The organism is Crinalium epipsammum PCC 9333 (assembly GCF_000317495.1).
GTDB classification, from domain to species: domain Bacteria; phylum Cyanobacteriota; class Cyanobacteriia; order Cyanobacteriales; family PCC-9333; genus Crinalium; species Crinalium epipsammum.
This window is the reverse complement of sequence record NC_019753.1, coordinates 478,325-490,149: the sequence shown is the minus strand read 5'-3', so window position 1 is coordinate 490,149 and position 11,825 is coordinate 478,325. Positions and strand designations below refer to the sequence as shown.

13 protein-coding genes and 1 pseudogene are annotated in these 11,825 nt (G+C 38.4%); 6 read left to right on the top strand and 8 right to left on the bottom strand.

The window, feature by feature from the left end; translation table 11 throughout:
• Positions 1–132: 132 nt before the first annotated feature.
• Positions 133–405: a hypothetical protein gene (locus CRI9333_RS02010; RefSeq protein ID WP_015201528.1), complete on the top strand. Its 273-nt coding sequence runs from the start codon at positions 133–135 to the stop codon at positions 403–405.
• Entirely contained in the window at positions 402–782 is a 381-nt protein-coding gene (locus CRI9333_RS02005; protein ID WP_015201527.1) for a clan AA aspartic protease, read from the top strand. The genes CRI9333_RS02010 and CRI9333_RS02005 overlap by 4 nt, the downstream gene beginning before the upstream one ends.
• A gap of 265 nt (positions 783–1,047) precedes the next feature.
• Here CRI9333_RS02005 and CRI9333_RS02000 read toward each other — a convergent pair.
• Positions 1,048–1,830, bottom strand: a pseudogene (locus CRI9333_RS02000) (transposase); the annotation flags it as partial.
• Between the two features lie 166 nt (positions 1,831–1,996).
• Here CRI9333_RS02000 and CRI9333_RS01995 point away from each other — a divergent pair.
• Entirely contained in the window at positions 1,997–3,295 is a 1,299-nt protein-coding gene (locus CRI9333_RS01995; RefSeq protein WP_083890046.1) for an IS4 family transposase, read from the top strand.
• 417 nt (positions 3,296–3,712) lie between these two features.
• Here the strand turns inward: CRI9333_RS01995 and CRI9333_RS01990 are convergent, their stop codons facing one another.
• The 5 genes from CRI9333_RS01990 to CRI9333_RS27195 form a co-directional block, all read right to left on the bottom strand.
• Positions 3,713–4,048, bottom strand: a complete 336-nt coding sequence (locus CRI9333_RS01990; protein ID WP_015201525.1) for a hypothetical protein — start codon at positions 4,046–4,048, stop codon at positions 3,713–3,715.
• A 59-nt stretch (positions 4,049–4,107) separates the two neighbouring features.
• A complete protein-coding gene (locus CRI9333_RS01985; protein WP_015201524.1) occupies positions 4,108–4,470 on the bottom strand; it encodes a XisI protein in 363 nt (120 codons plus the stop codon).
• The gene (locus CRI9333_RS01980; RefSeq protein WP_015201523.1) at positions 4,458–4,871 is read right to left on the bottom strand and encodes an element excision factor XisH family protein; all 414 of its coding nucleotides are present in this window, start codon (positions 4,869–4,871) and stop codon (positions 4,458–4,460) included. The genes CRI9333_RS01985 and CRI9333_RS01980 overlap by 13 nt, the downstream gene beginning before the upstream one ends.
• Before the next feature lie 311 nt (positions 4,872–5,182).
• On the bottom strand, positions 5,183–5,674 hold the full coding sequence (locus tag CRI9333_RS01975; RefSeq protein ID WP_198013601.1) for a hypothetical protein: 492 nt from the start codon (positions 5,672–5,674) through the stop codon (positions 5,183–5,185).
• 209 nt (positions 5,675–5,883) lie between these two features.
• Positions 5,884–6,738, bottom strand: coding sequence for a leucine-rich repeat domain-containing protein (locus CRI9333_RS27195; RefSeq protein WP_083890045.1), 855 nt, complete (start codon positions 6,736–6,738; stop codon positions 5,884–5,886).
• A gap of 442 nt (positions 6,739–7,180) precedes the next feature.
• Between CRI9333_RS27195 and CRI9333_RS01965 the strand changes: the two genes are divergently transcribed.
• Positions 7,181–7,588, top strand: a complete 408-nt coding sequence (locus CRI9333_RS01965) for a hypothetical protein (protein WP_015201520.1) — start codon at positions 7,181–7,183, stop codon at positions 7,586–7,588.
• A 150-nt stretch (positions 7,589–7,738) separates the two neighbouring features.
• On the opposite strand, the gene CRI9333_RS01960 is transcribed toward CRI9333_RS01965, so the two are convergent.
• Positions 7,739–8,566 carry a hypothetical protein gene (locus tag CRI9333_RS01960; protein WP_015201519.1) on the bottom strand — a complete coding sequence of 276 codons (828 nt, stop codon included), beginning with the start codon at positions 8,564–8,566 and terminating at the stop codon, positions 7,739–7,741.
• A gap of 576 nt (positions 8,567–9,142) precedes the next feature.
• On the opposite strand from CRI9333_RS01960, the gene CRI9333_RS01955 reads away from it, so the two are divergent.
• Positions 9,143–9,550 (top strand): class I SAM-dependent methyltransferase, encoded by a 408-nt coding sequence (locus tag CRI9333_RS01955; protein WP_051035328.1) that lies wholly within the window; start codon positions 9,143–9,145, stop codon positions 9,548–9,550.
• On the opposite strand, the gene CRI9333_RS01950 is transcribed toward CRI9333_RS01955, so the two are convergent.
• Positions 9,522–10,628 carry an IS630 family transposase gene (locus CRI9333_RS01950; protein ID WP_015201518.1) on the bottom strand — a complete coding sequence of 369 codons (1,107 nt, stop codon included), beginning with the start codon at positions 10,626–10,628 and terminating at the stop codon, positions 9,522–9,524. The two genes, CRI9333_RS01955 and CRI9333_RS01950, sit on opposite strands and share 29 nt — an antisense overlap.
• Positions 10,629–10,811: 183 nt before the next feature.
• Between CRI9333_RS01950 and CRI9333_RS01945 the strand changes: the two genes are divergently transcribed.
• Positions 10,812–11,153 (top strand): hypothetical protein, encoded by a 342-nt coding sequence (locus CRI9333_RS01945; RefSeq protein ID WP_051035327.1) that lies wholly within the window; start codon positions 10,812–10,814, stop codon positions 11,151–11,153.
• The last annotated feature ends 672 nt before the right edge of the window (positions 11,154–11,825 follow it).

Sequence of the window (11,825 nt, the reverse complement as noted above, 5' to 3'; positions counted from 1 at the left end):
TGTTATACAGCACTTGTTTGACGGCACTGCTGCCCTGGCGCGAACTGCACCAAAAAAGTTGCATTGACTAACAAGTGAAAAAGCGCGTTTAGAGCTAAAATAATTAAACAGAACAAAGCAGGTGTAATGATCATGCAGGCTATTTTTTGGACTGGAGAAGAAGTTGCCCAAAGAGCCAAACACTTTTACGAAAATGGCATTCGTCAACAAGTGGAGTGTAATGATAACATTGGAAAAATGATTGTCATTGATGCGGAAACGGGCGAATACGGAATTGATCAAACTGGTGTAGAAACAGCATTAAAGTTAAAGCATCAAAAACCTAATGCCAGATTATTTACGATGCGGATTGGTTATGATGTTGCTGTCAGCTTTGGGGGAGCAAGCGAGCGGACTGTCAAATGATTAACGGAAAATTGATTGATAGGAAAGCCGTAGTGCCAGTAATTTTTCGTTTACCGACACAACCAGATTTTTCTATTGATTTTATTATTGATACTGGATTCAACGACCATCTTACCTTACCGCCACAAGCCGTCAGTGCGATGAATCTGCCGTTATATTCCACTACCCTTGCCAGATTAGCCGATGGTAGGGAGGCGTTGTTATCTATACATTTAGCAACAATTGTTTGGGACGATCAAGAAAAATTCGTCCCTATTTTAGCATCGGGTTTTAAACCTTTATTGGGAACGGCTTTAATGGAAGGATATCATCTGGATATTGATTTTGAAGACAATGGTTTAGTTTCGCTAAAACAAATCCCACCGTCAATTTTATAGATTCAAGTTGAGGATCTTCTTCCGTTCGCTCTTCGTCTCGCTTCTAAGGCTTAAGCGAGGCTTATCGCTCTCTGGGACAAGTGGCAATACTGCTCGGTTAAGGAGGAAGAGGAATAATTGTTCGCGTTTTAAGTACGAGAACATAAAATTTCCGAATTTTACTTCTTTGCAGACTAAAGTCTCCCAGATCTAAGGAACTAGGATAAAAAGTAATTTATGATAAAAAAGTTAAACTTCGGTGCGATGAGAGCTAGAAAAATTAAGGTTAAGCTACCAGTACGACTGATAAGTTAAGTTGTTGTAAGTGAGTCCCTCGACCTCGATGATGTGGTTTAACCGCCCCAAACTTGGAGCGAGTTTTCTTAACAACACGTGGATTACTTCTTAATTGTCTAGGTGCAATGGTTTGGTCTACAATTTCGGCAAATAACCAACTCACAAATAACGGCTTTTCCCCCGATGTCACTTGTTGAAACTGAGGAATAGCACGGCGAATTACCTTAAGAGTTCCAGTAAAACTTAAAGATGTCGGAGCAACGCCAGCATTTTTGGCAGCATGAAATATTAAGTGACGTATACAGTAATGTGGTAATAACCATCCATAAATTTCTTGGACTACCTCGCGAGGTTTTTTAGAACGGATAGGAGTTTTACGACCATTAAGATGGACTTTCAATTCATCTAAAGTATTCTCAGCTTCCCATCGACAATGATAAGACTGCGCCAACAGTAAAGCTGGAAACTGCTCAATATCCATTAAATCCGTAATCAAACGATACTTGCGTTCAATTGAATTCTCTTCAATTACATATTCAACGACACGAACTTGAATGGGGGTAGCTCCTTTGCGCTTAGATTTTTGGTCAGGAGCAATCCAACTGGTATAAGAACCATCAGCTAAAACCTTAACAACCTCAAACTTAACTTGTGCCGGAACACGCCCTAAAATGTGACATTGTTGGTCTAAGGTAGCTTTGACCATCTTAAATGAGTGTAATCCCCTGTCCCACATCAACAACATACCCTTACCTACAGACCGCAGTAATTTTCCATTGGTGACAAGTTAAGGAAAAGAGAAAATTGTCAAGGGTGGTATTTGGCTAGGTCAAAAATCGTGAGAAACTCAGTCTAGACAAGTAGTTGAGCGATTTAGACCAGCCATGACACAAAGCCGAAAAACCAATCGAGACCATGCGAAAAAGAAACAACGACCACTGGTGGAAGACGAAGTAATAGCCAAGCAATTGGAAAAATTACTGACACCAGCCATTACAAATCAAGAAAATTACTACCGAAAATTAGGACTCAGAGAACGGATACTGAATTTACCGTTGATGATGGCGGCGGTGTTGACCTTGCTGTGGCGAGATGTGGCAGGAGTCAGAGAACTAACAAGAATGTTAGCCAGAGATGGTTTTCTGTGGTGTAGTCCCACAAAAGTTAGTCAACAAGCGGTATCACAAAGATTTTTAACATTTCCATCTGAATTATTTGAAAAAGTATTTAAAGATTTATTGCCGAGTTTAAGAGCAACTTGGCATAGTAGAAATCAACGTCCATTGCCAGAAAGTATTCAATTTACCTTGTCAAAATTTGAGAAGATTTGGATAGTAGATGGGTCAACATTGGAGGCATTGTTTAGGAAGTTAAAAAGCTTAGAAGAGACTCAAAGAGGGCAATTAGCCGGAAAAATGAGTACAGTAATTGATTTAATGACTAGATTACCTGTAGAAATTTGGTTTGAAGAAAATTCTAAAGCTTCTGATATTAAACTTGAAGAAAACATTCTAAATTTAGTAACAAAAAACACCTTGCTGTTATTGGATAGAGGGTTTTATCACTTTAATTTTTGGTTTCAATTAATTGAGAAAAAAGTAGATTTTATAACGAGAATAAAAAAAGGAGCAGCAATCAAAGTAGAACAAATATTTACCGATAGTTATGAACTGAGAGATCGGAAGATACGCTTTGGTTCTGGCACAAAGAAGACTCCATTTATTACCTTGCGTTTGATTGAAGTCAGGTCAGGAAAAACCTGGCATTCTTATTTAACCAGCGTCCTAGACCCTAATATTTTACCCCCTTATGTGGTAGCAGATTTATATCGGCGGCGGTGGCGGATTGAAGATGCTTTTAACACAGTCAAGAGGCTTTTAGGTTTAAGTTATTTATGGACGGGTTCAATCAATGGAATTAAGTTACAAATTTGGGCGACCTGGTTATTTTATGCGGTTTTAGTAGATTTAGGTGATGCCGTAGCAGATGAACTTGCTCTCCCCTTCGACGAGATTTCATTAGAAATGATTTATCGCGGTCTTTATCATTTTACTATGGCTCATCAGAAAGGTAAGGCAACAGACCCCGTTAAGTATTTTGCTGATCCCGAAAATCGAGATTTAGGTATTATCAAACAGCAACGAAACCCCAATGTTAAGTTGATTGTCGCTCCTTTTCCCAATCTTCAACGAGGGTCTGACCAGTTTTTTTTCAACAATTCTCTGAAAGCCTCTTGACAAAACAGTTACAGGCTTAACTTGTCACCAATGAGTATTATCTCATCATCCATGTTATTAATTGTAGTAAAAATTGTTATGCCTAAATTATATACTCAATAATGAATATAAATACTTACAATTATGTTGATTAAATCAGTCCTAATATTGTGAATCTTTATACAACATTTATTGCGGCAATAATTAATAAAATATTAAACTTTGTGGTTGTCATTATCTGAGGAGAAGTAATAAACAATCTTTTAAAGTATGGGGTGTCATCTTGCCGTGAACAAGTTCAGATGACACCCCATGTTTCCAATCACGTAGAAAGGAATAACTTAATTATGGCATTAGAACTGTACTAACCACTTCTTAGTCGAATGGTGGGCTATCGCCCAGAATTTGTAGAGAAGGGGGGTGCAAAGGGGTCAAATTCTACCTTGTTACACTTGCTTCAGTATTGCCAACTGTTTTAGTCAGTCTAACTGTAACAACTGTTGGAACTACGAATACTGTGATTTCCCTACGGCAACGCAAAGCGATTTGCACTCTTCGCACGAATCGCGCCTCCGGCATATGCACGCGATCGCGGAGCGTATTAATTTGGTAGAATATTCCTTGTAGGAAAATTTGCTTTTCTCTAGTTGTTGTTCGTTTCTTACCTTCGTCTATTTCTAGCAGCATTTGTGCAGCTTTAACGGCATCCGATTCACTAATTTCAGCATTAATGAAGGTTTGGAAATAATCTTGTTCAGGTTGAGAAACAGTCATAACTTACCTCGACACTTAACTAATTGACTTTCCCCTTTTTACGCTGCGATCTTCTGTTTTTATTCTATTTTGTTAAGTAATTGTTTTTGAGAGTCACCAACACCATAATTTGTATAAGGGCGTTTATAGGGAGGATGTAAACCTAGAATAATGTCAGCAGCAGGAACACCTTGAGCGACTAATTCTTGACCTAAATCAATTTCAGTCATATTATGCTGAATCCAAATTTTGTCATCTTTAATATCTATATGGATATAGCAAGCATAGATCCGATTCATACCTTGCCAACCAACATCTACAAGTTGATAATGATCGTGTTCTGTATCGTAAATGATTTGACATTCAATTTCATCTTCAGTTGTTCTGGCATGAGTAGCAAGTAAGTCTCGAATAATTTGGCGGTACTTTTCTAGTTTTTCCATTGCAAAATCTCCTCTGACTTAGGGTCATAGACTATGATTTTTAGTTCATATTGATCGATTGCTGCTTGGATAAAACGTTCTTGAAAGAAAACGTTAAAAATATCAGTCGGAACAGCTAAATATATAATGCGATCTGGGTCGGTCATTTGCAGAGCAAGACGATAGTTCAAGAACTGTCCCAACGCCGCATGAAAGTCGTTAATGACGGAAGGATTGAGAAAGCCTTTGACTTCCACAGCAATTTTAATTCCTTCTTTTTCGGCTGCAAACACTTTTTCAGCAGCTAGATCTATTTCTAGTCTAATGCGATCGATCCGAATAGTAAGAGGGTCATTGGTGATATTCCACCCATCTTTTATTAAAGCTGTTTTTACTGCTTGATGAAAGAGATCTTTAGCCATATATTGTCTCTAAGAAAGTGAACTTACTTCTTTCTATTGCACCCCTATTGGGGTGCTTTATACAGGATTATAATTAATAATCAATCTGTTAGCGCAGAGCCAACAAGGGTTAAAACATTTCACTTTCAAGTTTTAACCTTAAAACTTTTAACAAGTGAGTTCGTTTTTAAAAAGTAAGTTTGCTTTTAACATTAATAGTCAAGCGTACAAGAACGTAATGCGATCGCGCTTTGTTGCGAGAGATCTTACATTAGAACCACCTCGATCAAAAATCTAGGGTAACAATCGCAAGTTGTAGCAGTAATGATTCCTTATTGCTTGGAAGGAGGTTCGCAACGAGAGTCATAATGCAAACTAGCATCAAATGTAGCTTGGTCGGCTCCCCCTACCCAAAAATAGGTACTAACCCCATCCCCTAAACAATACTCATAGTCGCGTAGGCCCTCGGTTAAAACGTGCCATGATAATTCTTTCCAAACAGGAGGTTGATAGCCAAAGATATAATTATAAAATTTGGCGGCGGTAGCCTGATTATAATTATTACCGCCACTATAACTCTTATGGTCTCCATTGAAATTAAGAGTTATCTTTCTAGCTTTATTTTTTACAAAAGTAATTGTAAAATTGCTTTGTGGAAACCTAGGAAACAACCGCTTAAATTTAGTTGGAGCATAGGTATAGGTAACTTCAGATGGGGTTGTTAGTCGAGTTTTATAACCGCCAAAATAACGATTGATTGTTTGAGGGGTTTGATTGAACACAGGTCGTCCAGCTTGTGCAGATGGTGCACAGATACCGTTCAAAAGCAATAAACAGAAAGATAACCCACTAATTGTGCTTAAAATATGACAACGTTTCACTGTACTATTTTCTCCTAAAATCAAATAAATGTATTCCTTGAAGTAAAACAAATTAATCCAACTGTTATGAGGTCACAACAATTTTTTATAACAAGGAATCCTTTTGTTTCCAAGCTAAGTTTAAGGCTAGTATGACTGAGTGCCAAGATGATTTATTGGCAGGCGAAACGAAGTTTTTCGGGTAATGATTGACAGTTATTAATTGGGTTATCACTCAACTCCAGCCAAGTTAATTTAGTCAAACCCGCCAGTGGTGAGACATCACTGATTTTGTTGGCACGCAAGCCCAGAAAATTCAAATTAATCAAACCGAAGAGTGGAGTCACATCACTGATTTGGTTTTCATTCAATAACAGCCTAGTTTTAAGATTAGTCAAACCCGCTAGTGGTTTGACATCGCTAATTTTGTTGTTATACAAGTCCAGCGTAGTTAATTTAGTTAAACCTGCCAGTGGCTTCACATCGCTGATTTGGTTGCTATCCAAGACCAGATAAGTTAATTTAGTCAAACCTGCTAGTGGTTTCAAATCACTGATTTGGTTGTTACGCAAGTCAATTGTAGTCAGATTACGAAGTGCTTGAATCCCCTCTAATGAGGTTACTTTTGAGCCATTAAAATTTAAATGTCCTGTAACCCCTTGCAGAACATTTAACGTTAGTGGCTTGTCCACAATGCCTAGTTGCTCTCTAAGCCTAGCTTCAAAGTTAGCATCCTTAAATTTAACTGCACTCTGAGCCTGCACGGGTTTCTTGGTTGTAACTCGCTTTTTCGCTATAACTGGTTTCTTAGCTATAACTCGCTTTTTAGTTTTACTAACTTTGGTTTGAGAAGCAGTTTTGGCATAGCTTGGTGCAGTAAGTACAAAGGAATCAATCGCCATACCGGAAGTTACGCCAATTAATAATGCTGAAGCGACAATAACTTTAAGAGGTAGTTTAGTAGCAATATATTTAGCAGAATTAACGATAGAAGATAAAGAACTTTTGGTAGTGCAGGTAAGTTTCATTCTTTTTTGGGGAATCATTTAACTTGACTGATTTTAGTATTTCATCACTACATCAAAAAGTGATGTTAGTAGTAACCACTTTATCTATGTGTCTACCATTGAGTTCTTTTCAACCTGCGTTTTGGGTTAAAAGTAGTAATTGAATAGCGGTCAGTTAGATAATTGGCTAATTTCAGATTGGGATACAGGTATAAATACAGCACTCTAAGAGCGAGAGCGAGCATACTATAACAGTTAAAGTCTTTGACCTGCCTAACTTTGCTCTGGTTCCACTGCCTACCCTTTTTCATAATGCAATTTTAGTTAGAAAGTGTAACAAGGTAGTAATAAAGTAAAGCAGGGTAGAAGGTGAAGCAGGGTAGTAATAAAGTAAAGCAGGGAAAAATAGTTTCAACAAGTCAGCTACTTTTTCATAACGCACCACGATAGTGGGGCTACTAGAATGTCAAAAATTCCCGACTGCGAACGACTTGTCGTCGCGCTTGCGCTTCGCTGCCAGTTCTACGCACATTCAACAGAATTTGTTTGTGCCGTTCATCCTTACGGTATTGATAGTAGTAGCTGCCTGGATTTCAGACTTAACCCTAATAGTGAACCAGAGGAGTTGTGGACACCAGATGGCGTTGATTATATTGATGGCGAACTAATTTTAAAACGCCAACAACTGTACTACGACTGTTCAGACACTTTAGACAATTATCTGACCCCAGAAGAAAAATTGGAGTTACTAGACGCGCACCCATTTTTTACGGGGAGATGCCCTCAATGTGAGATGCCTTTTGACAGGAGTAATCCGCCCCTGGTGCATTGGGATTGCAATTGCTGTAACTGGATTGATGATTCAGTTTGATGCTCATTGGGCATTATTAACTAGGCACTTGCAACTACGCTCATAATGAATAAAACTTTGGTGATCGCATCACTAACTTTACTGTTAACTGCAACTTCAGCATCGGCAGAAACAACTTACAAGGTCAAGAGAATCGCTGATATCGTTATATTAACTCTCTAACAAAGACAAACCAATTAGCTCTAAGATTTCTACTGTTTTCTTACTATGAGGAACTATGGGTTCGATCAATAGCTGTCGGGTAAGTAATTTCCAGGTGTCGTGTTTGATGTCGAAAAATGTCAAACCTAATAGCCAATCAGAAGAAGGCACGTTATCATTGTTTCGCACTTTAGCTTCCTCATCCATCACCCAATCGCAAAGAAGAAGTAGAGATTCGCTTTTGGTGTCCTTAGCATTCTTCTTTTTCTTACTATTCTTCTTTTTCTTACCCTGAGCAAGAAATACCTCTAGCAACAGAATTCCCATGACGTAGAAAGGTCTTTCCGTCTCATAGTGATGAGGCACTTGCTCGACACACCATGCTAGAAACCTAACAGTTGCTGTGGCTGCATCTTGCCCTAGGTGGATAGCACTACTGACAAGCTGAACAATTGTTGAATTCTCGCCGTCAAAAGAGTTTCGGTTTTCTGGTTCTACGACAGCACGCAACAGCAAGGTACAGGCAAACGCCCGTATCAAATGACCAGGAATCCCCTTAGAACCCTTATTGAAACTCTTAGAAACCTTATACTTCTCGATATAAAGATCATCTGGTTCCGACCAGCGAGTTAATTCCAGCACTTCCCTTGGTTCCCAAGGTATAGGAACTGGCAATGCTTCACCTTGATGCACTTTCAGTAATGCACTCAAATGCAACTCGTAGTTGTAACTATAATCCGCCATAGCAATTTCTTCAAGCATAGAGCGATCTACCCGCTCTCGCAGCCAATATAGCAGGGCATCTTCTGATGGATTAAATCGAGTTGTATAGTCCAAATAAATTTCCAATCAGAACAAGAGTTTTGTGCTAATCCAACATTTGATTAGTATCGAATGTGCGAAATGACAAGTCAGCATAGTGCGATCGCACTATGCACAGTATAAAGTTTAATGTGCGCCTATCGGCTCTCTGGTAATAGCGTAAAAAACTGCTATCGCAGTATAAACAAGGTCAAAGCTTTTTCACTCTACAGTTTATACACTTGTTTTCACTTTCCAGTTTTTACAATCTGCGTTCTTCTGGCGCTGACTTGTCAGTTCGCACATTAATATTGGGCAAATTCTTACTCATTCAGTTGTCTTACTGTAACACTTACAATTAAATAAACTTTAAACTCAACTATGGATGCTCAAGAATTGATTGCAAGGTACAAAGCTGGGGAGAGGGATTTTCGAGGCGTTATTTTGCAATTTAACAAGTACGTTACTTTTTATTGAGCGCCCCTATCGTGGCGCTAATAAAACATTTAATTGGAATTGACTGTGCGATCGCAACCATGTGCTCGATTTGGTATGAGACGCGACTTGAGGGTTAAGCTTTTTTATGACACGCACGCGTAAGGGTCATGGCGGATGAGTGCCAAAATCTTCAATGAGTATTCAAATCTCGATTTAGAGCAAAGGAAAGTTTGGTACACGCCAGTTGTGGAAGCTTACGATCGAGGCAGACCCCGCTATCCTGAAGCATTAATTCAGCGAGCGATGGAAGCCGCTCACATGACCGCTGATTCAACTATTCTCGAAGTCGGCGGAGGTTCAGGAATTGCGACAATTGAGTTTGCGATTTTAGGATGTGCAATTGATGTGGTAGAACCAAATCCAGCATTCTCCCAAATGGCAGAACGTCGTCTTGCAGCATTTCCGAAGGTTCAACTCTTTCAGCAATCTTTCGAGGAGTGGCAAGTTAAACTGCAAGCGTATTCCATTGTACTAAGCTGCTACGCAGCTAAATTTAATAAACAGCATTACCTTTATTTTTAATCTTACGTTCCCATTTAATAATAAGACCTCCTTCATTTAACAATTTATTCAATAACTCTTCTAGCTGTTCTACTGACTCAAATAGTCGATGAGCTATATATTCTTTAGCTGAATGCCAAACTAATTCGATTAAATTATAATCTGGACTATATGGCGGTAAAAACTCTAAAATAATGTTGGGCATTTCTGCGGCAATTTTTTCTAAAATATCTTTTCTTTTGTGGAAGCTGGCATTGTCTAAAATAATGATTATTTTTGCTGAACACTTTGTAAAATTTTCAGGTTTATTTCCTTGTTCTACCCATTCTTGCAATAACCAAGTATTCAAAAGTTTTATCTGTTCGTAAAAGGTATCCGCATTTCCTTTTTTTATAACAAAATTAATTCTTTTTTTGTCGTGATAACGCAATCCTCCCATAATATTGACTCTTCCTCTTCTTCTTTGTCCCGTCACCTTCTTTCTCTGACCTTTCTTTCCCCAGGTTTTTCTTTTTATCACTCTCAAACTAAAACCGCTTTCATCCCAGAACCATACCTGTAAACGCTCTGGGCTTGTGAGCGTTATTTTTAAATATTCTGCTAATTTTTCTTTAAATATTTTACGTTTTTCAGGATTTTGTTTGTCTTCCAGGCTGTATTTTGCCCAAAGGTAAACGTACTTTTTTCTCTCTAATCTTCTTCTCACTTGAGAACCACTTAACTTAATTCCTGTTACTTGTTCTAAGTAGATCGCTAGTCTTGCTGCTGTCCATCTCCCAAACTCATATCCATATTCTGCTGGCTCTTTTTCAACAACTTCTAATAATAAATTTTCATATTCTTGGGTAACTTTACTAAAATTACCTTCTCTCCTTCCATCTAAAAAACTATCTAAATTATCGGGGTCGCCATGAACTGCCCAATATGCTACTGTTGGGTATGCAATATTTAAAAATTCACTAATCTCTTGGTAAGTCTTTCCATCGTTGATCAACAATATGATCAAAACTTTTTCTCTTACATAAGGGTTTTCATGTTCTTTTAGCGTTTTAACTAGCTGCTCCCTCTGGTATTGAGAAAGATGATTCTTGGCTGGCATATATAGCTGTAATAGCTTACTTAATTATTTTGACATTATACAATCAAGCTGCGTAGCAGCTTAGCAGCAAATGCTTGGCACTGGATATCATCCGATATCAAGTATGTTCAAGCATCACAGACTTTACGGGCGGATGGTTCTCTCGTTTTACTTTGGAATCTGACGCTTGAACCGAGCCATGAAATGTATCAAGTCTTGAATCAGGTGTATCAAGCAGAAGCGCCCGCGATCGCACCGGAGTACGAAGGTCTAGAGAAACAAGCTGAAATCGTCGCAGGCTTGGGAAAACCTGTCTCTTATTCAGGATTGTTTGAGCCTCCCTCCACAGAGATCATTCCTTGCGAACAAACCTATAGTGTTGATCGGTATCTCGATTATTTGAGTAGCGGCTCACAATATGTTGCCTTAGAGTCGCAAGTGAGAGCAAATCTATTTTCGGGATTGAGGACTGTGCTCGAACAGCAATTCCAAGGCGAAATTCAACTGTTTAATTTAGCTGCATTGCAAATTGCGCGGAAGATCTAAATCCTTGAGGGCAAGCCGTATTTCAGGCTCACGCCTGCCCTAGTGAGCAGAAGTCCAGAGATTATTACTGACATTCCCTACTTAAAAGAGTGATGATTTAAGCAACTGGTGAGTGCGTTCTTCTGGCGCTGACTTTAGGGTTCGCACTTAAGCGCACTATGCACTGCTAGCTATAATTTCCCACATTAATAATTAGTGAGTTTAATTTTAACCTTGTAAGCGTACAGTAATTACAGTAGCTACAGTGTTACTTTACTGAGCAAGTGAAGTGTCAGGAACGGTAGTGTAACAGTAAAAAAGAATTTCAACAATCACGCTACTTTTGGGATCAGCGCCACGCTAGGGGCGCTAATACAAGAAGCGTAAATATTCATGCGATTTAAGCAGTTGTTACAGTTAATAATTGAGTTTAGTTTTTACCGTCCAACAGCTATAACAGTCTTGACAGTCAAAACATTAAAAAACTGAGTTTGTCTTGGTTTTTACTTATTAGTTAAACCGCTTGCCATGAGCCTATTTTGCTTAAAATTGATTCAATTTTAAAATTAATATTTAATTGTAATTATCAGTTATATTGCTTGTACTGCTTAAATTATTTAGGTTTTAACATTCTAGCTTTAATTTTACCACTTCTATAAACGATTTAATTGGAGTTAGTTTTACTTAATACGG

Excerpts from the sequence above, each read along its gene's own strand:
- CRI9333_RS01965 (WP_015201520.1), top strand. The coding sequence starts at position 7,181 with ATGTCAAAAATTCCCGACTGCGAACGACTTGTCGTCGCGCTTGCGCTT.
- CRI9333_RS27195 (WP_083890045.1), bottom strand. The coding sequence starts at position 6,738 with ATGAAACTTACCTGCACTACCAAAAGTTCTTTATCTTCTATCGTTAAT.
- CRI9333_RS02005 (WP_015201527.1), top strand. The coding sequence starts at position 402 with ATGATTAACGGAAAATTGATTGATAGGAAAGCCGTAGTGCCAGTAATT.
- CRI9333_RS01950 (WP_015201518.1), bottom strand. The coding sequence starts at position 10,628 with ATGCCAGCCAAGAATCATCTTTCTCAATACCAGAGGGAGCAGCTAGTT.
- CRI9333_RS01985 (WP_015201524.1), bottom strand. The coding sequence starts at position 4,470 with ATGGAAAAACTAGAAAAGTACCGCCAAATTATTCGAGACTTACTTGCT.
- CRI9333_RS01955 (WP_051035328.1), top strand. The coding sequence starts at position 9,143 with ATGAGTGCCAAAATCTTCAATGAGTATTCAAATCTCGATTTAGAGCAA.
- CRI9333_RS02010 (WP_015201528.1), top strand. The coding sequence starts at position 133 with ATGCAGGCTATTTTTTGGACTGGAGAAGAAGTTGCCCAAAGAGCCAAA.
- CRI9333_RS01980 (WP_015201523.1), bottom strand. The coding sequence starts at position 4,871 with ATGGCTAAAGATCTCTTTCATCAAGCAGTAAAAACAGCTTTAATAAAA.
- CRI9333_RS01945 (WP_051035327.1), top strand. The coding sequence starts at position 10,812 with ATGTATCAAGTCTTGAATCAGGTGTATCAAGCAGAAGCGCCCGCGATC.
- CRI9333_RS01990 (WP_015201525.1), bottom strand. The coding sequence starts at position 4,048 with ATGACTGTTTCTCAACCTGAACAAGATTATTTCCAAACCTTCATTAAT.